We start from the raw sequence: 19,197 nt of genomic DNA, 5'->3' as shown, positions 1-19,197 counted from the left end.
AACTACTTGACGACACAACCGGCGAATGACCCCGAGCCGGTTGTCGATCGGCTTACGGAACGTCGACCATCGAAGCCAGCGCCCGCGAGAGCGGTGACCGCCACCGAGCATCAGCAGAACCTCGCCACGTAAACGCAGAAGTTACAGCAGCGCCCGCATAGCAGCCTGTCACTCTGGGGTATACCCAGGGCGACAGATGTGTCGCAGAAGTGCTAATCCGGACCCTATTGGCAACCGTAAAGTACTAGGCGGAAACTGAACCGTTGGGGTACCCACCTTCCGGACACGCTCGTCGGCGACCTCCAGCGGTCAGCTGCGAGGCATGCTCCGTTCGGATCTTGGAGGTGCGTTCCGGACGGAACATCACGGGTGCATCCCTGTGATGGTTCACTGTGTTTGCGGTGGACGTGAGTCATTGAGGTCGCCGGGCAGCTTTCCTGGCGGATGTGAGGGCGAGTGCATGAAAGAAGCCACGTTCTGGAACCTGGTGGACGAAGCGAGGACCGGGCGCGAGGTCGACTTGGAGGTTCTGCGAACTGCCTTGCGGGGCTTGTCGGACTCTGACCTAGCCTCGATGTTTCATCGGGCTGGTGGGCGGGGGCGTTCGGCGTCGTTGCCGGTGTTCAGCTGCTGATTCTGGCATGTGGGTGTGACAGATCGTCGCAGTGTCCGTTGCGGGCGGTCGGGTTCCACTCCCGAGAGGAGGATTCTGCTGGTCGGTGGGGCGGGTGGAGCCGCCTGGTCAGGTCTGTGCGACGGCGGTGCGGAGCCGGTTCATGCCGGTTAGGACGGTTCGGGCTTCGGGGGCGTGTTCGGCGAGATGGAGGACCTTGTGCCGGCAGCGGCGCACGAGAGTCGCGGGGATCTCGAACAAGCGTGCGCGGAGCCGTTTGGGTTCCCACTTCCTCGCGTCATGGCCGGTCAGAGCTATGGTCTGCATCCAGGCGACGAGCTCGGAGGCGAGCTGGATGATCTGGCACCAGATCTGGTTCTGCGCGAAGCCCTGCAGCGGGAACTTCATCAAGCCCAGGTCCTTGGCGTTGCGGATCCGGTCTTCGCATCGTGCGCGGCGGCGGTGACGCAGCTCGAGGACGGGTAGCTGGCCGCGCGGGGTGTTGGTGGCGAACGCGGTGATGCGCATTCCTTCGTGATCGGTGATCCGTAGTTGCGCTCCGGGGTGGGGGCGTTCCTTCCGCACGATCACCCGCATCCCGGCAGGCCACCCGGACAGGTCCAGCAGTCCGGTCAGCTCCGCCACCCACGCCCCCTCGCGGATCCCGTCGGTATCGGTGTCATAGGCCGGAGTCCACGCCTGCGCCTCATCGATATGTTCCAGCAGGTCAGGAGTGTGCGCGGGGAGAGTGAACCCGACGGAGTAGGCCAGCCGCCGCCTGGTCATCCACTGGAGAAATTCCTTGGTGCCGCCGGCTCCGTCGGTGCGGATCAGAATCTTCTTCGACCCCCGCCTGCTCCGGGCCAGCAGGGCTGGTGGGAGCTGCGCGAGCGCGGCCTTGGTGACGGTGATGTGATCAGCCGCGGTGTTCGAGCCGGCGTTGCCGGGGCGGAGATGGATCGCCAGTGGTTCCCCAGTCCCTTCGCTGCCGTGGTCGAGGAACGCGCACAGCGGGTGATAGCCGAAGCCGCGTTTGAACGTCGGTGCGGCCTGCTCCTTCTCGCTGTGGACGTTGATCAGGGTGGCGTCGAGGTCGATGACCAGCGGGCTCTTCGCACTGGCCCCCGCGGCGGGGGAGTGCTCCCCGGCCAAGGCCCAGGCCCGTTCCCGCGCGGCGCGACGGGCATTCGAGATCGCCTCGATCACGGCGGGCGCGTCCTCAGCCAGCGTGGTGAGCATGCGGGAGATCGTGGGGGCCGAGGCGACGTCACCGAACAGGTCCGGTTCGCACCGCAGCAGATCAGCATCCGAAGCGTGCTCGCCGCCGATCGCGAGAGTGAGTGCGAGATCCAGCAGGACCTTCGAGCCGTGATGCTCTGCCAGCGGTTTCGTCCACGAATCCAGCGCCTCACGCAGCGAAGCAGCGAGGCCAGTGGCGTGAATCGTGTCGGTCAGCAGCACAGCGCCCGCATGCGCGAGGGCCGGAACCTCGGCGACGTCCACGCGCGGACGGGGGTAGAAGAACAAGGTAGGGTGGGACACCTGAAAGGTGCTCCTTCCAGCGGATGGGTACGGGTCTCAACACCTCGTATCATCCCAGGCCAGGAGCACCTTTCGCCATTCATTCCGCCGGTCGAGACCACACCCCCGTGAAATCTCGAGGCTAGAGGGCTTCGACAAGAAGTTGCGGGGGAAGGTCAAGAAGCTCAGCAGCCGAGCCGTGCGGAAGGCGTTGATGGCCAACCCAGAGCTGTTCGACGGGGAGGGGTGGAGCGATGACGGGTTCGAGTACGTGTGCGCCGGCATCGTCGCCCTTGGGGAGGAGGTCTACAAATCGGTCCTTCGTGATCCATCGGTGATATCGGCCGGGATCTGGGAAGAGCGCGAGGAGCTCCTGTACGTCGCTGAGGACGTACTCGAAGAGCGATACGGCGAGGATGAGGACTACCCCCAGGGTCCACTGAGGTGGCAGGCGAGCGTGAGCAGCGAGAAGTATCCAGTCGTATTGTCGAAGCCGCTCGAGAAGGGCTTCCCAGTTGGTACCTTCAGTTGGCTTCGGGTCGACGTCCAGGACACGGGCGAGATGCCGGAACGTATTTACGAGCACCCCGACGGCGAGGTCTTCGACTATCCCTCGCATAGGCTCTGGTACGACGACTTCGACATCGCTGCGCACGAGGCCCAGGAAGCGCTGCGCGCGCACATTGACTTCCGTAAACTCCCTGACCTTTCCCTCTCCGTGCTTGTCACCGTGGGCGAGTCGGACGCGCCGCCCCGATGGCAGCTCATGCCTAACTTCACCCAGGTCGAGCTGTCCCCTGGGATTGCGTCAGCACTCTCCCGTCAGCGGCTCGCGACGCTATCCCGCAGTGAGATGACGGCGCTCGCTCGTCGCGTCATCGCTGACTCACTGGAGCTGTACTTCGACGGGCACCCGACCGAACAGCGCCATATCTCCGAGCTCCGTCAGCGGCTCCGGTAGACCGTCAGACGTCGGCTCGTACCGTCCTATTTGGGTATACCCCAGCGCGACAGCTGGCAATGGCGGGGCCCGCCCTCGACCCTTCGGGTTGTGAGCTCGCGTTTCGGTCCAAGTGGAGCCCTCATCGGGACGAACTCGGCGGAGAGGCGAGGGAGCGTCAAAGAGGCCGCTGAGTACCCGTGTCAAGCCCGGAAAAGATCAAAGCAGCCTGCTGGGCCACGCATACTGGGTGTCACCGCCGCACATGGCGCAGCACAGGGGCGTAGGGAGCGAGACCGTGGTCGATGTGGTGTTTTGGTTGCTGCTAGCCGCAGGGGGAGTCTGCATTGCTGGCTCCATCGCACTGGGTTTAATGGCAACCCCCAAGGGAACACGGGGCTTGTCCCGCTTGGTCTGGGTGCGTTCCTACGAGGGCCGCTGGGCTTCATTACGTTTTGGTTTGCTGATGACCGGACTCGCCCTCACTGTCCTATCTGGCATTGTGGAGGGATTCGGCTTCTCGCTGGGATCTTTTTCGCGCGCGATGCTGACTACCGTGCGTGACGATTTCGTCCGCGCCGATTGGTTATGGGTGATCGGATCGGCCGTCGGCGCGCTCGTCCATATGATCATCGTAACGGGCGACTACGACGACCCTCTCCCGAAGCGCGAACAGATGCCTCGTGCTGACGAGTCACTCCTTTATCCTGCGGAGGAGGCCCGAGATACGGGAGGGGACTCCGCCACCAGGCGCGCGCTGACCATAGTTGGAGTTCCGCTGGGTATGGCAACTTTCATGATACTCGTGCTCGCGGCCGGCAAACTCGGGGTTATCTAAGTCTGCCGGCCCTGGTATCCCAACTGAGACGAACATTCGGTGCCACAACGGACTGTTCGTCGCGCGCTGAGCGAGAGGTTCTCACCTCTAAGCATCCAAGGGGTGGCGGTGGCAAGCGGTGGCTGGAGCGGCCGACTCTTCGTGACGCCGCGAGGCACGTACCGAAGTAGGGCACCCCAGCAGGACAGTTACTCGCCGGTCGTTTACCGTTCCCGATAGGGCCCGGAAGTGCACTTTCGCGACACATCTGTCGCACTGGGTATACCCCAACGCGACACGCTGGTTCACAGCGGAGCCGGCCCATAAGTCAGCCCGCGGACACGTTCCCCGTAGCGGGGTCGTCCACGATGTCTTGAGACTTCACACGGGGTCGTTCACGACACTCGCACGGGGGGCTCCCGAAACCAGTGCTTGTGAGATGCGGTCACCTCGGCGGCTTGACCTTCCCCTCCAGGGTAAGGTGCAGGCTGAAGGCAGCACTGCACACGGGAGGCGCCATGGGGGCCTCCCCAAAGGTTCTGGGAGGACCCATGTCGGACGCTGTCACCTCAGAAGTCGACCTGGCGATCATCGGATCCGGGGGCGGTGCGTTCGCCGCCGCGATCCGTGCCACCACGCTGGGCAAGCGGGTGGTGATGATCGAGCGGGCCACGGTCGGGGGCACCTGTGTGAACACGGGGTGCGTGCCGTCCAAGGCGCTGCTGGCCGCGGCCGCGGCCCGGCACACCGCGCTCGACGCCACCCGTTTTCCCGGGATCACCGCGACCGTGGGGCCGGTGGACATGCCGGCTCTGGCCACGGGCACGGCCGAGCTGGTCGAGACCATGCGGGCCGAGAAGTACCTCGACCTGATCCGCGAGTACGGCTGGGACCTGATCCGGGGCGAGGCGGTGTTCGCGGGCACCGTCGAGGACCCGGTGCTTGTGGTCACCGGACCCGACGGCGCCCGGTCATGGGTGCGGGCGGCCCACTACCTGGTGGCCACCGGATCTGCCCCGGTCGTCCCGGAGATCCCGGGCCTGGGCGAGGTCGCCTACCTGACCTCGACCACTGCCATGGAGCTGGCCGAGGTGCCGGAGTCACTGCTGATCCTCGGCGGCGGCTACGTGGCCCTGGAGCAGGCGCAGCTCTTCGCCCGCCTGGGCGCGCGGGTGACCCTGGTCGTCCGCTCCCGGCTGGCCTCCCACGAGGAGCCCGAGGTCTCCCGGACCCTGCGGGGCGTGTTCGCCGACGAGGGGATCCGGGTCCTCCGCCGCACCACCGTCACCGCGGTGGAAACCGACCCGGCCACCGGGGAGGTGCTCGCCACCGTCACAGGACCCGGCGGGCGGGAGACGGTCCGGGCCTCCCACCTGCTGGTCGCGGTCGGGCGGCGCCCGGTGACCGCCGGGCTACAGCTCGAGTCGGTCGGGGTGGCCACCGGTGCGGACGGGGAGATCCTCATCGATGCCCGCACGCGCACCTCCCACCGCCGAGTGTGGGCTGCCGGGGACGTCACCGGCCACCCGCAGTTCGTCTACGTCGCCTCCGCCCACGGGGTCACCGCGGTGGAGAACGCCTTCAACGACGCCGGCCAGGAGCTGGACTACACCCACCTGCCCCGGGTCACCTTCACCACCCCGGCCGTGGGCGCGGTCGGGATGACCGACCAGCAGGCCCGCGCGGCCGGCATCCGCTGCGAGTGCCGGGTCCTGCCCCTGGAGCACGTGCCGCGGGCCCGGGTCAACCGCGACACCCGCGGGTTCGTCAAGATCGTCGCCGACGCCAACACCGGGCGCATCGTCGGCATCACGGCGGTGGCGAAGGAGGCCGGGGAGCTCGCCGCGGCCGGGGTCTACCTCTTGGCCGCGGGCATGACGGTCGACCAGGTCGCCACTCTGTGGTGCCCGTACCTGACGATGACCGAGGGGCTGAAGATCGCCGCCCAGTCCTTCCGCACCGACGTCTCCAAGCTCTCCTGCTGCGCCGCCTGAACCCCGGCACCCCCGCCCCGGTCGTCCCCCCGCCGGGCAGTAGCCTTGTCCCGAGGAGACCGGGCCGGAGGCGGCCCTGGAGCGAGGTGTGCCGTGCGTATTGGTGAAGCCGCCGCAGCGGCCGGCATGACCCCCAAGGCCCTGCGGTTCTACGAGCAGCAGGGACTGCTGCCCCCGGCCGCACGCTCGGCCAACGGGTACCGCGACTACCCGCCCGCGACGCTTGCGCGCCTGCGCTTCATCCGCCGCGGCCGGGCCGCCGGACTCACCCTGGCCGAGATCCGGGACATCCTGCGGACCCGCGACGCTGGTCAGCCCCCGTGCGCCCACGTGGCCGACCGGTTGGCCCGACAGCTGACGGCCCTGGACCGGCAGATCGCCGAGCTCACCGCCCTGCGCGCCACCGTGGCCGAGCACTACGAGACCGCCGCTCACGGCGAGCCCTCCCGATGCGATGCCCAGCAGATCTGCAGCTATCTGTGAAGAGGGCCCGCACGCATACCGGTCCATGACGGGCTTCCTCGCAGACGCAGACCGCCATGTAGCGATCACATCCACAGCACAGCCATCTTGCTCGGGACGACGGCGGGCACGATGCGGACGAGGATGACCATGGCGATGAGTTCGACGAGGGTCTGGGTGACGACTGCGAGTGGCGTGATCGCCAGGGCGTCGGGGAGAGCCAGTGCGAGTGGGAGGACCACCAGGGAGTTGCGGGTGGCGACCGAGAACATCACCGCCCGTGTCGAGGTGGTATCCAGCCTGGTCACTCTTGTGACTTCGTCCGCTAGGTGGCGGGGTTCTTCAGGCACTGCTTGGCGGGGTCAGCTGACGCCGATGACCAGGGTGCTCTGGGCGGCTTCGATGACGTCGTTGGTGGTGGTGTCGAGCTCGTCGATCCTCAGCACGCGTTGGATCTGGGGGAAGAGGCGTTCGAGCAGCCGAAAGTTGCCGCGGGTGATCCGTGCGATGGCGGCGGGATTGGGCATCGGTGAAGTCCTCGGGGTCGAGGGTCTTGCCAAGCGAGCGCCAGTGTCGCTCGAGAACGAACAGCAGTTCGTCCTGTCCCAGGGGGCGTTCCCCTAACGGGGCGTGAGATCGGGAACACCTAACCGACGGCGGCGATTGGTTCAGTCAGTGCTGTATAGTTCAGTGTATGTTGACTATTGCTTCGCGTCTCGACGTGATGAACCGCCTGGGTCGTGCACTGGCCGACCCCACTCGATCCCGGATCATCTTGACCCTGCTCGACCATCCCGCTTACCCGGCGGAACTGGCCCGAGATCTGGACCTGACACGCCCGAACGTGTCCAACCACCTGGCATGCCTGCGCGATTGCGGGATCGTGGTCGCCGAGCCCGAGGGTCGTCGGACACGGTATGAGATCGCTGATTCGCACCTGGCGCAGGCGCTGACGGCGCTGGTCGATGCCACCCTGGCAGTGGACGAAGACGCCCCGTGCATCGATCCCGCCTGCTCGGTTCCCGGATGCGACGCAGCTGGGGAGGGCGCATGATCCTCACCTCGGTCTTGCAGGCGATGGGCCTGTTCGCAGCGACCAACATCGACGACATCATCGTGCTTTCCCTCTTCTTCGCTCGAGGGGCAGGTCAGCGCGGCACTACCGCCCGCATTCTGGCCGGGCAGTACCTCGGGTTCGCCGGCATCCTCGGTGCCGCGGTCCTGGTGACCATCGGCGCCGGAGCGTTCCTGCCCTCGGCAGCCATCCCGTACTTCGGTCTCATCCCTCTGGGCCTGGGTCTGTGGGCCGCGTGGCAGGCCTGGCGCGGAGACGATGATGACGATGACGACGAGGCCAAGGTTGCCGGTAAGAAGGTCGGCGTGTGGACAGTCGCAGGCGTCACCCTTGCCAACGGCGGCGACAACATCGGGGTCTACACCCCTGTCTTCCTCAGCGTGGAACCTCTCGCAGTAGTCGCCTACTGCATCGTCTTCCTCGCGCTCGTCGCGGTCCTGGTCGTCCTGGCAAAGTTCGTCGCCACTCGCCCCCCGATCGCCGAAGTGCTCGAACGCTGGGAGCACATCCTCTTCCCCATCGTTCTCATCGGCCTCGGCATCGTGATCCTCGTCAGCGGCGGAGCCTTCGGACTCTGACGTAGCGACAGCGAGCCAAACAGCCCTGAGGATGTGCCGTGGGGGTGCAGCGGGTTGGCCCGGTTCGGACTCGACGAGGTTGCTGAGATCTTCGGAGGGCTGGTTCCTGGCTAGCCTGGCCGGAGGTAGGTACGGCAGCGTCGGACAGGAGACAGCACGATGATGGCTAGGTGGCGCGCGCGCAGTGCGCGGTGGAGCATGGCTGAGGAGTCTCGCGCATCGGCGGGGTCGGCCGTTCCGACGGGACGTGCAGAGCGTGGCTCGGCGCGCTGCGAGGGTGACCTTTGAGGTCATCTCAGGTGAGATTGCTGGTGGCCGTCGCGGCACCGTGGGCGGTGTTGTGGACAGTGATCGCGGCCGCTCTCGCTGGAGCCCCGGGGTCGTTGGAATTAGTCGATGCGGGCCCGGTGGTGCGGTGGGGCCTACCCGTGGTCGACGTGCTCGGCGACCTGTGCGCGGCCATCACCGTGGCGTGCATCGTGATGGCGCTGCTCGTGTTGCCCCGCCGAGCGGAGGCGGGACCCGGAGGCGTCAGTCCCGAAGACGGTTCGGGTTCCCGACTCCATCCTGCGTACGAGCGGGCACTTGATATTGGCACGGTGGTCGGGTCGCTCTGGGCGGTTCTGCTCGTCCTCCGAATGGTTCTGGGGTATGCCTTGGCGGCGGGCCAGGCGCCCTTCAAGCCGCGCTTCGGATCTGACCTGATGATGTACGTGACCAGCCTCGAGCTGGGCCAGTATCAGCTGGCTGGTGCGGTACTCGTAGCCATCGCGTCGACCCTGCTGATCGCGGTGCGGTCCCGGGCGGGGCTGCTCGCCGGGTTGGGTTTGGTGTTCGCGGCGCTGGTGACGAAGTCGATGACCGGGCACGCTGCCGGACAGACGACGCATGAAGCGGCCACGAGCTCCATGATTGTGCACCTGGTGGCCGCGGGGATCTGGCTTGGGGGTCTGGCGTTGTTGCTGGTGCTCGCGAGTCGGCTTGGGCCCGCTCTGGCGGACGCTGCCGAACGGTTCAGCGTGCTGGCGCTGGCCTGCTACGGCGCCTTAACCGTGAGTGGCATCGTCTCTGCGGTGGTGCGGCTCTCCGCCCCGATGGACGTCGTGACCACTGCCTATGGGTGGATGATTCTGCTCAAGACCATCTTGTTGGTGCTGCTGGGCGCTGCTGGGTGGTGGCAGCGCCGCCGCACTCTGCTCCGGCTTCGCCGCTCAGATCAGCGCAGGAGCTTCCTGTGGCTCGTTGCGGGGGAAGTTTTCCTGGTCGCCGCAGCGACCGGCCTCGCTGCCGCGTTGTCGAACACGGCGCCGCCTGTGCCCGATGAACCCGACCCGGTCTCCTCACCTGCTGAGGCCCTAACGGACTTCCCACTGCCCGGTGCCCCCGATCTGGCGACCCTGTTCACCGCCTGGCGGGCGGATGTGGCGGGGGCGGCTCTCGCTCTCGGCCTGGCGGTTGCCTACGTGTGGGTGCGGTCCCGTCGGCCCCTTGCGGGCAGTGAGGGGCGGTCGTGGCCGGCGCGCCGGAGCGTGGCGTGGTTTGGGGGGTGCGCGGTGCTTGTCTGGTCCACCTCAGGAGCGCCGGGCGTCTACGCGCCGGTGCAGTTCTCCGTCCACCTGGGCCAGCATGCGTTGCTTGCACTGGTGGCTGCGCCACTGTTGGTCGCTGGCCGGTTCGGTGAGCTGGTCCGTAGCCGGATAGCGTCCCGCACCGACGGATCGGCGGGTCTGCGAGAACTGGTCGACTGGAAGCCAGGCTCGAGCCTTGGGCAGTGGCTGTCAAGTCCCGGGTTTCGTTGAGGGTGTGCGGGTGATGGTTGCTCAGGCCGCGGTGGCGGTCTGAGGGGCGTGCTGACGGACCCGGTGGTCCGTCTCGATCTCGGTGGGGGTGCGGTGGTCGAGCTTGCCGTGGAGGCGGTCGGTATTGAACCAGTGGACCCAGTCGGCGGTGGCCGGCTCGACGTCCTCGATGCCGTTCCAGGGCCCATCGAGAAAGATCAGTTCGTGCTTGTAGAGTGAGTTCAGTGCCTCGGCCATCGCGTTATCGTACGAATCTCCCTTCGAGCCGACAGAAGCGACAACTTCGGCTTCCTCCAGCGCCTGCGAGTATTTGATGGCGCGGTATTGAACTCCGCGGTCGCTATGATGTATCAATCCACTCACGTCTTGGCCAGCTTTCCGACGGTTCCAGAATCCCATGTTAAGCGCGTCGAGGGCCAGATCGGTATAGAGCCGCGTCGAGGTTTGCCAGCCGACGATCATTCGTGAGAACACGTCGAGCACGAAGGCGACGTATACCCATCCCGACCTGGTGGGCACATAGGTGATGTCCGCTACCCATAGTGAATATTCGCCTCGCTGGGGTCCGCTGATCGAGGGTTCGGGTGCCACGTCGCTGCCGTAGCGGTGGCGTCGTTCGGGACCACCAGTGGTGTCGTTGGGGCCGCTCTGTCTACGCTCCTTCCGCCGTGTGTATAGGGCACGCGGCGGAAGGAGCAATCTGGAATGGTACGGAAGATCAGGGCGAAGCTGGTGCTCCAGCTGCGCGCAGAAGGTCTGTCGGGGCGAGCGATTTCGTCCTCGCAGGGCATGTCCCGCAAGTCCGTGAGGGCGGTGTTCGAGGCCGCTGACGCTGCAGGGATCGGGTGGGGCGATATCGCGGACGTCGCCGATGAGCAGGTGTATGCCCGGTTGTTCCCGGGCCGGGGCGAGCACGAGAGCGTGTTCGCACAGCCGGACTGGGAACAGGTCCATCGAGAGATGGCCAGGGTCGGCGTGACGCTGAAGCTGTTGCACGGCGAGTACTTCGACGCGACCACGGCGGCTGGGGATCCGGCGATGGGGTATGACCGGTTTTGCCGCACCTACCAGCACCACGTCATGGTCACCGGTGCCGCTTCGAGAGTCGGTCACAAGGCCGGCCAGAGCGTGGAGGTCGACTGGTCCGGCCCCACGATGGAGCTGGCCGATCCGGTCACCGGCGAGGTCTCGAAGGTGTTCTTGTTCGTTGCCTGCCTGCCTTTTTCTCGTTACGCGTTCTGCTTCCCGGCGCTGGATATGCGCCAGGAGTCCTGGCTGCGAGCGCACGTAGCGATGTTCGAGGCGCTGGGCGGGACGGTCCCGAGGATCGTTCCGGACAACCTCAAGACCGGTGTGGTGAAGCACCCCCGCGAGGGCGAGATCGTCCTGAACGATGCGTATCGCGAGATGGCAGCGCATTACTCGGCGGCGGTGCTCCCGGGGAGGGTGCGGAAACCGAAAGACAAGGCGAGCGTGGAGAACACCGTCGCGCACGTCGCGACCTGGGTCATCGCCGGGCTGCGGGATCAGCGATTCACGTCCCTGCCCGAACTTGCAGCCGCCATCGGGCAGCGGATGGAGGCCTATAACGCGGAGCCGTTCCAGAAGCGGCCCGGATCCCGCGCCAGCGTGTTCGACGCGGAGGAGCGGCCGCTGCTGACGCCGCTGCCGGCGGTGCCCTACGAGATCTCGACATGGCACTACGGACGACGAGTGGGCAGGAACGGGCACGTCACGTTCGCGCGGAACTTCTACTCCGCGCCGTTCGCGCACATCGGCGCGAAGGTCGATCTGCGCATCACGGCCCGGACGCTGGAGATCTATCAGGGCAGCCAGCGACTGACCAGTCACCTGCTGCTCCCGGAGACCGCGAGCAATGAGTACCGCACCAACGACGCGGACCTACCTGCGGGCGAGCGTTTCCAGGCCTGGGACGCGCAGAGGGTGCGGGCGTGGGCAGATCGGGTCGGGCCGGCCACGGTGATCGTGATCCAGCGGATCTTCGAGTCCGTGCCGATCGTGGAACAGGGCCTGGATCCCGCGTTGGCGGTGCTACGGCTCTCTCGCCGCTTCTCCGTAGATCGGGTCGAGGCGGCCTGCGCACTCGCGCTGACGGGACGGGTCCGTTCACCGCGCTATGCGCATCTGCACCCGATCTTGGCCACCGGGCAGGACAAGGTCGCCGCCCTGCGTCCACCCCGCGAGGAACCCGCGGAAGACGGCGGATACGTCCGTGGCGCCGACTACTACGCCGGAGGTGTCCGGTGAGCGTGATCGATAACGACACGAAGCGGAAGCTGCGCGAGATGGGCGCGACCGCGCTGCTGGACGCGATCGATGCCCAGGATGAGGCTCACGTGCTGGGGATGTCGTTCCAGGAACGGCTCCAGCTGATCGTGGACGAGGCGCATTCCATCTTCAATCATGGAAAGGTCGAGGGTCTGATCCGCCGGGCGGGGCTGCGTTATCCCGGAGCGGACCTGCGGCGGCTGGATCTGGTCGAGGAACGGGGACTGAACCGGAACGTGATCGCGCAACTGGCAACCTGCTCCTTCATCCAGCGGCAACAGAACGTGGTCTTCCAGGGCTTCACCGGCTCAGGGAAGTCCTACCTCGGCTGCGCGCTGGCGAAGCAGGCCTGCCAGCACCGGCTCCGAGCCCACTACATCCGAATGCCCGACCTCGAAGAGGCCTGGGCCCTGGCAAAGGACAAGCCGCAGGGCCAGACGAAGTTCCTGCGGAAGTACTCCACGTTCTCGCTGCTGGTGATCGACGAGTGGCTGCTGGACCATCCTGACGAGGGAATGCGTTCGATGCTGCTGGAACTGCTCGAGCGCCGCTATGACACCGGCTCGACCGTGTTCTGCACCCAGTACCCGAAGAAGGACTGGCACGCCCGGCTCGGTGGAGCAGTCCACGCCGATGCGATCATGGACCGCATCGTGCACAACACAATCTGGATCGACACCGGCGACAGGAACATGCGAGAACACACCGCACTGCCCCAGTGACCCGATGCCGGCGGGAGCCAGTGGTCCCCACCGCGGCGGCTACTGGCCCCCGTCGGCACGATCGGCGGTCCCCAAGAGCAAGATTCGGTGGCTCCCACGACTACGAATACTCACATAGCTGATTCGGGGCGGTCGCGGTGAATTCCCGCTGGACGAGGTCCAAGGGGCGGCCGGTCTCCGGGGCCGGCTTCGTGGTGCGCGGGTACTTGCCCCGTACGGTGCCGCGGATGCCGAGGGAACGGCACAGTCGCTCGACTCTGCCCTTGCCGACCGCGATGCCCTCGCGGACGAGCTGCGCATGAATCTTCCGGATCCCGTAGACCCGCATTCGTGGATGAGAATGAATGCGCATAATCTCCTTCGATAATTCGGCATCACGAACACTGCGAGCCGAGGGAGGTCGGCTGCGGGCCGCATAGTAGGTCTGCGGGGCGATCTTCACATCGAGCTCTTTGGTGAGAACTCGGCAGATCGGTTCGATCCCCCACGTGTCTTTTTGTTCGTCGATGTAGGCGACGATCACTTCTGTGGGCGGTCGAACTCCGCCGCGAAAAAAGCCGTCGCGGACTTCAGGATCTCGTTCGAGCGGCGCAGCTCACGGTTCTCCGCCTCCAACTGACGAATCCGCGTTTCGGCGTCCACCGCCTCGGTCGGGATGTCTGTGGCTTCTGCCTTGCTGACCCAGTTCCGCAGCGCTTCCTTGTGCACGTTCGTCTGCTTCGCGATCCGCGCGATCGCGCCGATGCGTGTCGCCGGGTCGCGGCGGGCCTCGACGGCCAGGCGGGTCGCTCGCTCCCGCAGCTCGACGGGGTACTTGTAGTTGGCCATGGTGATCAGGGGGTCCTTCCAGGATGTCTGGCTCACCCTCTATCAAACCCCGGACGATTCAGGCTTACTCATCCGGTGGTGCTGGCGCTGTTTGGTGCGGTCAGCTTCGCGGCGATCTACCTGACGCCGGCACTGCGGATGGGACTGGAGACCGCACCTGGGCGGCTGGTGGTGCTTTGCACTGCGGTGGTCGGCGGCGTTGCACTGGCGCTACCGGTGCAAGGCAGGGCGCTCGGCGGAGGCACTCTGTCCTGGGTAGAGCGGTCGATCGCCGCGATGGCCGGAACCCTCGTGCTGGCCGGGCTGGCGCTCACCCTCGCACTGTCTCGCGAGGTCGTGCAGGACGACTGGTTCGGCGCCATGGGACGGGACTGGGGCGCGGATGCACTCGGAGATCAGCGTCTTGGGGGCTTGGTTCTGTGTGCGGTACTGCTCGTGCTGGCAGGTGTGCATAGCCTCGCCATCTTGCGCCAGCGTCGCCGCGGCACCGAGGACCCCTCCGACCCTCACGAAGCGGCGCCCAGACCAAGCGATGCGGGCGCGAACGCCGGGTGACGTGCCGAGTGCGGACAGTCCGCCCGCCCCCCCGGAGACCGGAAGCACGCGGAGGGGCCCATGGTCGCGGGGCCGGGCGTCGATAGGTCCTGAGGGCCTACACATCCTCTAGGAGCTGGCCCCTAGAGGATGTCAGTGGTCGCGACCCCGCCCCGCGCGTTGGCGCGTCGTGCGCAGGACCAGCAGGACGACCACCACCAGCAGCAGCAAGGTGGCTCCAGCGAGGACCATGCCCGACGGGAGTCCACTGTCCTCCTGCTCGGCTGGCGAGGACTCCGCCTGATCCGCCGGCGTCGGTTCGGGCTGCGGGGAGTCTGCTGCGGCGGTCGGCGACGCAGGGTCGGTGGCGGTGTCTGCGTCGTCGGTGGTCTCGGCACCGACCGTGACGGTGAAATCGACGGTGCCCTCGATGGGGTGGCCGTCCGAAGAGACCACACGCCACTGCACTCGATAGCTGTCGGCAGGGAGCGCAGGAAGGTCGATCGAGGCGGTGTTACCGGAGACCGCGGGGGTCTGCGTGAAGATTTCCTCCCCCGCGGAGTTGGACAGCCGCACGACGGGAGAGAGGTTGAGCACCTCGTCGCTATAGGTGAGCTCGAGGGTTTTCGGGGCCTGTTCAAGGCTCTCTCCCGTGGCCGGGCTCGAGGAGATCAGGGTGTCGTGCGCGGAGGCCACCGGCAGCAGCATCGGCACGGCAAGCGGAACGAGCACCGCTGCAAGGAACCCGATCACACTGGCAAGCACCGTTCGCTGCGTCAGCACCGCACGTCTACTCATCGTTGCGTCCACTGTCGCAACTCCCCTTCCCTCGTGCCCTCGCAAGACCACGATGGTCTTGCCCGCGGGGCGCATTGAGTCTAGTTGCGAGTCGCCCTGGGCTGGCCCTGGGCTGGCCCTTGGCTCCGCACCGGGGCGCGCCCCTGCTCGCGCTGCCGCTGAGGACACCACCCCTTGCAACATCTCTCGATGACGATACTATCGGCACATGACGATGATTCCGATGGTGGAGAACGCTCCGTTTGAGGTCGCGGACGGCCATGCTGCGCTGTTCCATGCCCTGTCCGAGCCCACTCGATTGGCCCTCCTTCAGCACCTCTCGAGCGGTGAGCACCGGGTCCGTGACCTCGTAGATCACATGCACCTGGCGCAGTCCACCGTGAGCAAGCACCTGACGTGCCTGCGTGACTGTGGTCTGGTCACCGTGCGCACTGAGGGACGGGCCTCCTGGTTCGCCCTGGCTGATCCGGTCCGGCTCACGGACCTGCTGGAGACCGCGGAGACGCTGCTGGCCGCTTCCGGAGCGTCGCTCTCCCTCAAAGCCCACCGTGACCACGCTGAGCTCGAGGACGGGGAGCTGTGATGGCGAGCGAGGAAGAGCACTCCCACCACCATGCTTCACCGGGAACGGCCCGGGTTCGCCTGGCGATCGCGTTTGGTATTACGTCTGTCATCGTGCTCGCGCAAGCCCTCGGCAGTGTCGTCACCGGAAGCCTTGCTCTGCTCACTGACACGGCACACGCGCTGGTCGATGCCTCGGGGCTGCTGGTGGCCCTGATCGCGGCGACCATGATGCTGCGCCCGGCCAGCAGCCAACGCACCTGGGGATTCGCCCGCATCGAAGTGTTGGCCGCCCTGGCCCAGGCCACCCTCTTGATCGTGGTGGGAGCCTATACAGCCATCGAGGGCATCTCGCGGCTGACCGAGCCCCCCGAGGTCCCTTCCGGGGAGCTGCTCGCCTTCGGGGTGATCGGGCTGATCGCGAACATCGCTGCGATCCTCGTCCTGGCCGGGGGGAAGAACTCTAGCCTGAACATGCGCGCCGCGTTCCTCGAGGTCCTCAACGATGCCCTGGGATCACTCGGCGTCATCACGGCCGCGCTGGTCATCCAGTTCACCGGGTTCCAGCAGGCCGACGCTCTGGCAGGGCTGTTCATCGCGGCGCTGATCGTGCCCCGAGCGTTCCGGATCCTGCGCGCGACTGTGCATATCCTCATGGAGTACACCCCCCAGGGGGTCGATCTCGATCAAGTTCGCGAGCACATCCTCGCCCTCGATCACGTCCAGGACGTTCACGACCTGCATGCCTCCGCGATCGGCAGTAACCTGCCCATCATCTCGGCCCACGTCGTGGTCAGCGAGGAGTGCTTCGAATCCGCCCACGCGTTGCGGATCCTCGAAGACGTCCACCTTTGCGTCAAAACACACTTCCCGGTGGCGATCGAGCACGCCACCATCCAGTTGGAGAGCCCGTCCGTGCATGAACGCGAAGCCGCAGGCAGCCTCCACACCTAACCCCCACCGAGCTGCGCACCCCCTGCCCCCCCGGGGGCGGCAGCCCGACACAGACGAGACGGGGCGCGGACCGCCTCCCGGTGGTCCGCGCCCCGTCGGTGTCGCTGGTGCTCAGCGGAAGGTGATGAAGGTGGGCGATCCCCAGATCGTGCGCTCGGTGACGGCGCCCGCGGAGCGGCCCGCATCGACAACCTTGTCGCCGCCGGCGTAGACGCCGATGTGACCGGGCCAAACCACCAGATCGCCGGGCTGGGCCGCGGACTTCGAGATCGAGGTACCGGCGTTGACCTGCTGGCCGGAGGTGCGCGGCAGATCGATGCCGGCCTGCTTGTAGGCGTACTGGGTCAGCCCCGAGCAGTCGAAGCCCACCCCCGGGCTGCTCGAGCTCCAGGAGTAGGAGGTGCCGATCTGGGTGCGAGCGGCGTCGACAATGCTCTGCCCGACGCTGCCCGAGGAGGAGGTGGAGGGCGTCGGGACCGACGTGCCCGTGCCCCCGATGGAGAGACCCCCGCCATTGAGGGCGCCGCGCGTCTCGGGGCCCACCACACCGTCAACCTGCAGGCCGTTGGTCCGCTGGTAGTCCTTCACCGCGCTGTGGGTGCGGGGGCCGAACTTCCCATCGACGGCCAGCGAGGCGCCTTCCTCATTCAGCGCGGCTTGGAGCTGCTTCACGGAGGACCCCTGGGAACCCCAGCGAAGCTTCTCAGCAGACGACAGCGTGTGGATGGGCGCGGGGGTTGCCGGCGCGGCTGCCTGCGCGGTCAGGGTCGGCGCAGTAGCCGGGGCGGTGGGCGCCGCCTGCGCGGCGCCGCCTGCGAACGCGGAGCCGAGCAGGACGGTGCCGAGGATGGCGGCGCCCCCGGTACCGCGCAGGGCGCGGCCGCTGTGGCGGAAGGGGGTGACAGCGCGGCCGGCCGCGCGATGGGAATTGCTCGTAGCCATAAATTCTCTCCGGGAACACCCCCGAGACAATTCGAGGGAATATGATCAGTACGTCACGGCTGCGCAGGTAGCAGGAGCAAAGCTGAAAGCTTTTCCTTCGCGCCGCCCGTGCCTCCACCGTACCGATCCCCACCTCCCAGAAATGCGGTCATGAGTGACTGCGCGCGGAGATTTCACCCGCTCTTGAACCATGGGCAGGTGCACCCAACCGACCCGTACTCGCTCTTTACCTTGTCCAGGCATCGCGGTGGGGTGGAGGTCACGGCCGGGGCTGGGCCGGATCGGACCGCGGGGACGCGCCGCCGAGGGCGCGGGTGTGCTGGTGAAGGAGTCACACCACGGGCTGGAACGTGGCGATGGAGCCTTGTAGCTGCATCATCCACGAGGCCCACAGCCCGGTCAGGAGCAGCAGCCCGATCGCGATGAGCAGCGCCCCGGAGAGGAGCCCGAGGAGACGGCGATGTCGTGCCAGGACCTTGCTGACTCCGATGGCCCTGTTCAGCAGGAGGGCGCTGAGCACGAAGGGGATGCCCAGCCCTAGCGAGTAGGCCAGCGCAAGGAGGGCCCCCCGGGTGGCAGAGCCACTGTCCGCGCCGGCATCCAGGGAGAGGGCGATGATCGCGGCGTAGGTAGGACCGATGCACGGGGTCCAGCTGAGGCCGAAGACGAACCCCATCAGCGGGGCCCCGAGGAGGCCTGCGTCCGGACGCCTTCTCGATACCTGGATATTTCCTGTAAATCGCGGCAGGGCTCCCATGAAGATGAGTCCCATAAAGATGACAACGAGGCCGGCGACGCGGTTAATCCAGACGGCATGAGCTTGGAGCAGGTAGCCCATCGCGCCCGCGAATCCGCCAAGCGCCATGAACACGATCGTGAATCCGGCAACAAATAACATGCTGCCGCTCAGCATTCGTCCCGTTCCCGCCCGATTCCGGTGACCCGGGTGCGACGGTTTCCTAATGGTCCCGGGGTTGTTGCCCAGTGGCAGGGTGGTGGGGCCTTGTCCGGCCAGTCCGGAGACGTAGCCGAGGTACCCGGGCACGATGGGTAGGACGCAGGGCGAGAGGAATGCGATCAGCCCCGCGATTGCGGCCACCGAGATGGCCAGCAGAAGGGAGCCGGACAGGGCGATGGACTGGAATGCCTCGGCGAGCCCGCCGCTGTTCACGCGGCTCCTTCGTCGAGGACGCCGTCGAGCATCGAGCGCAGGATGGAGGGGTTGATGGCCCCGGAGACCCGTCCTGCGACGCGCCCGTCATGGTCCAGGACGAGTGTGGTGGGGACCGCGTTGGGGGCGACGTGCCCGCGCAGCTGGTACATGATCTCGGACTGCAGGTCGGGCAGGGAGGGGTAGGTGATCCCGTAGTTCGCCTCGAAGGCTTGGGCGGGTCCCTTCTCATCGCGCAGGTTGATGCCGATGAAGGAGACTCCCTGGTCGGTGTACTCCTCGTGGATGGCTTGGAGGTCCGGCGCCTCGACGCGGCAGGGCGGGCAGGAGGCGTACCAGACGTTGACCACGAGCACGGAGCCACGGTGGTCGCTGGCGGTGAAGGCGTCGCCGTCGTAGGTGGTGCCCGAGAACTCGACAGGGTCAGCCCGGTCAGCGGGCGCGATCTCCGTGGTCACGCCGTTGCCTGAGACGTAGCCGGCGCTGTCGGCGTCGTAGCGGTCGGTGGTGTCGGTGCTTCCGCAGGCAGTGGACAGACCGGTCGCGGCGAGCAGGCCGGTGGCGTACAGGACGTGGCGCCGGGTGGGGCCTCGCATGGG

The 19,197-nt window shown here is 66.7% G+C and carries 20 protein-coding genes, 2 pseudogenes and 1 other annotated feature; of the genes and pseudogenes, 12 read left to right on the top strand and 10 right to left on the bottom strand.

Features of this window, described 5'->3' with window-relative positions:
• Positions 1 to 742 precede the first annotated feature (742 nt).
• Entirely contained in the window at positions 743 to 2,155 is a 1,413-nt protein-coding gene (locus JOD52_RS10150) for an IS1380 family transposase (RefSeq protein WP_420887413.1), read from the bottom strand.
• Between the two features lie 7 nt (positions 2,156 to 2,162).
• On the opposite strand from JOD52_RS10150, the gene JOD52_RS10145 reads away from it, so the two are divergent.
• The 4 genes from JOD52_RS10145 to JOD52_RS10130 all read left to right on the top strand — a co-directional run bounded on the left by JOD52_RS10145 (position 2,163) and on the right by JOD52_RS10130 (position 6,368).
• On the top strand, positions 2,163 to 3,095 hold the full coding sequence (locus tag JOD52_RS10145) for a DUF4240 domain-containing protein (RefSeq protein WP_204409802.1): 933 nt from the start codon (positions 2,163 to 2,165) through the stop codon (positions 3,093 to 3,095).
• 277 nt (positions 3,096 to 3,372) lie between these two features.
• On the top strand, positions 3,373 to 3,912 hold the full coding sequence (locus tag JOD52_RS10140; RefSeq protein WP_204409800.1) for a hypothetical protein: 540 nt from the start codon (positions 3,373 to 3,375) through the stop codon (positions 3,910 to 3,912).
• A 530-nt stretch (positions 3,913 to 4,442) separates the two neighbouring features.
• A complete protein-coding gene (gene merA, locus JOD52_RS10135; RefSeq protein WP_204409799.1) occupies positions 4,443 to 5,885 on the top strand; it encodes a mercury(II) reductase in 1,443 nt (480 codons plus the stop codon).
• A gap of 93 nt (positions 5,886 to 5,978) precedes the next feature.
• Positions 5,979 to 6,368 (top strand): heavy metal-responsive transcriptional regulator, encoded by a 390-nt coding sequence (locus JOD52_RS10130; protein ID WP_204409797.1) that lies wholly within the window; start codon positions 5,979 to 5,981, stop codon positions 6,366 to 6,368.
• 65 nt (positions 6,369 to 6,433) lie between these two features.
• Here JOD52_RS10130 and JOD52_RS10125 read toward each other — a convergent pair.
• Together JOD52_RS10125 and JOD52_RS10120 are read right to left on the bottom strand one after the other, a co-directional pair.
• Positions 6,434 to 6,658 (bottom strand): annotated as a pseudogene (locus JOD52_RS10125) (arsenic resistance protein); the annotation flags it as partial.
• 51 nt (positions 6,659 to 6,709) lie between these two features.
• Positions 6,710 to 6,962, bottom strand: a pseudogene (locus tag JOD52_RS10120) (AAA family ATPase); the annotation flags it as partial.
• 79 nt (positions 6,963 to 7,041) lie between these two features.
• On the opposite strand from JOD52_RS10120, the gene cmtR reads away from it, so the two are divergent.
• The 3 genes from cmtR (at position 7,042) to JOD52_RS17745 (ending at position 9,799) form a co-directional block, all read left to right on the top strand.
• Positions 7,042 to 7,401 (top strand): Cd(II)/Pb(II)-sensing metalloregulatory transcriptional regulator CmtR, encoded by a 360-nt coding sequence (gene cmtR / locus JOD52_RS10115; RefSeq protein ID WP_204409796.1) that lies wholly within the window; start codon positions 7,042 to 7,044, stop codon positions 7,399 to 7,401.
• Positions 7,398 to 8,000, top strand: coding sequence for a cadmium resistance transporter (locus tag JOD52_RS10110; RefSeq protein ID WP_204409794.1), 603 nt, complete (start codon positions 7,398 to 7,400; stop codon positions 7,998 to 8,000). Before cmtR ends, JOD52_RS10110 begins: the two co-directional genes overlap by 4 nt.
• Before the next feature lie 428 nt (positions 8,001 to 8,428).
• Positions 8,429 to 9,799: a cytochrome c oxidase assembly protein gene (locus JOD52_RS17745; protein ID WP_204409792.1), complete on the top strand. Its 1,371-nt coding sequence runs from the start codon at positions 8,429 to 8,431 to the stop codon at positions 9,797 to 9,799.
• Positions 9,800 to 9,820: 21 nt separating this feature from the next.
• Here the strand turns inward: JOD52_RS17745 and JOD52_RS10100 are convergent, their stop codons facing one another.
• Positions 9,821 to 10,390: an IS3 family transposase gene (locus JOD52_RS10100; protein WP_204409790.1), complete on the bottom strand. Its 570-nt coding sequence runs from the start codon at positions 10,388 to 10,390 to the stop codon at positions 9,821 to 9,823.
• Between the two features lie 114 nt (positions 10,391 to 10,504).
• Here JOD52_RS10100 and istA point away from each other — a divergent pair, with 114 nt between their 5' ends.
• Both istA and JOD52_RS10090 read left to right on the top strand, forming a co-directional pair.
• Complete coding sequence (gene istA, locus JOD52_RS10095; protein ID WP_204408388.1) at positions 10,505 to 12,067, top strand: IS21 family transposase; 1,563 nt, start codon at positions 10,505 to 10,507, stop codon at positions 12,065 to 12,067.
• Positions 12,064 to 12,810 (top strand): ATP-binding protein, encoded by a 747-nt coding sequence (locus tag JOD52_RS10090; RefSeq protein WP_338124028.1) that lies wholly within the window; start codon positions 12,064 to 12,066, stop codon positions 12,808 to 12,810. Before istA ends, JOD52_RS10090 begins: the two co-directional genes overlap by 4 nt.
• Positions 12,811 to 12,910: 100 nt before the next feature.
• Here the strand turns inward: JOD52_RS10090 and JOD52_RS10085 are convergent, their stop codons facing one another.
• Together JOD52_RS10085 and JOD52_RS10080 are read right to left on the bottom strand one after the other, a co-directional pair.
• Entirely contained in the window at positions 12,911 to 13,252 is a 342-nt protein-coding gene (locus tag JOD52_RS10085; RefSeq protein WP_204409788.1) for an IS3 family transposase, read from the bottom strand.
• Positions 13,238 to 13,369: a sequence feature (AL1L pseudoknot), on the bottom strand. Its footprint overlaps the gene before it by 15 nt.
• On the bottom strand, positions 13,330 to 13,638 hold the full coding sequence (locus JOD52_RS10080) for a transposase (RefSeq protein ID WP_204409786.1): 309 nt from the start codon (positions 13,636 to 13,638) through the stop codon (positions 13,330 to 13,332). (Overlaps the previous feature by 40 nt.)
• Here JOD52_RS10080 and JOD52_RS10075 point away from each other — a divergent pair.
• Complete coding sequence (locus JOD52_RS10075; protein ID WP_338124132.1) at positions 13,525 to 14,193, top strand: cytochrome c oxidase assembly protein; 669 nt, start codon at positions 13,525 to 13,527, stop codon at positions 14,191 to 14,193. The two genes, JOD52_RS10080 and JOD52_RS10075, sit on opposite strands and share 114 nt — an antisense overlap.
• Before the next feature lie 132 nt (positions 14,194 to 14,325).
• On the opposite strand, the gene JOD52_RS10070 is transcribed toward JOD52_RS10075, so the two are convergent.
• Entirely contained in the window at positions 14,326 to 14,955 is a 630-nt protein-coding gene (locus JOD52_RS10070; protein ID WP_204409781.1) for a copper resistance protein CopC, read from the bottom strand.
• A 223-nt stretch (positions 14,956 to 15,178) separates the two neighbouring features.
• Here JOD52_RS10070 and JOD52_RS10065 point away from each other — a divergent pair, with 223 nt between their 5' ends.
• Positions 15,179 to 15,553, top strand: coding sequence for an ArsR/SmtB family transcription factor (locus JOD52_RS10065; RefSeq protein WP_204409779.1), 375 nt, complete (start codon positions 15,179 to 15,181; stop codon positions 15,551 to 15,553).
• The gene (locus JOD52_RS10060; protein ID WP_204409777.1) at positions 15,553 to 16,485 is read left to right on the top strand and encodes a cation diffusion facilitator family transporter; all 933 of its coding nucleotides are present in this window, start codon (positions 15,553 to 15,555) and stop codon (positions 16,483 to 16,485) included. Before JOD52_RS10065 ends, JOD52_RS10060 begins: the two co-directional genes overlap by 1 nt.
• A 111-nt stretch (positions 16,486 to 16,596) precedes the next feature.
• On the opposite strand, the gene JOD52_RS10055 is transcribed toward JOD52_RS10060, so the two are convergent.
• The 3 genes from JOD52_RS10055 to JOD52_RS10045 all read right to left on the bottom strand — a co-directional run bounded on the left by JOD52_RS10055 (position 16,597) and on the right by JOD52_RS10045 (position 19,194).
• Positions 16,597 to 17,427 (bottom strand): C40 family peptidase, encoded by an 831-nt coding sequence (locus JOD52_RS10055; protein WP_204409775.1) that lies wholly within the window; start codon positions 17,425 to 17,427, stop codon positions 16,597 to 16,599.
• 331 nt (positions 17,428 to 17,758) lie between these two features.
• Positions 17,759 to 18,598: a cytochrome c biogenesis protein CcdA gene (locus JOD52_RS10050; protein WP_204409773.1), complete on the bottom strand. Its 840-nt coding sequence runs from the start codon at positions 18,596 to 18,598 to the stop codon at positions 17,759 to 17,761.
• Entirely contained in the window at positions 18,595 to 19,194 is a 600-nt protein-coding gene (locus tag JOD52_RS10045; RefSeq protein WP_204409771.1) for a TlpA family protein disulfide reductase, read from the bottom strand. Before JOD52_RS10045 ends, JOD52_RS10050 begins: the two co-directional genes overlap by 4 nt.
• Positions 19,195 to 19,197 lie beyond the last annotated feature (3 nt).

It is taken from the genome of Brachybacterium muris (assembly GCF_016907455.1).
GTDB lineage: Bacteria > Actinomycetota > Actinomycetes > Actinomycetales > Dermabacteraceae > Brachybacterium > Brachybacterium muris.
This window is presented reverse-complemented; position numbering and strand designations above follow the sequence as displayed.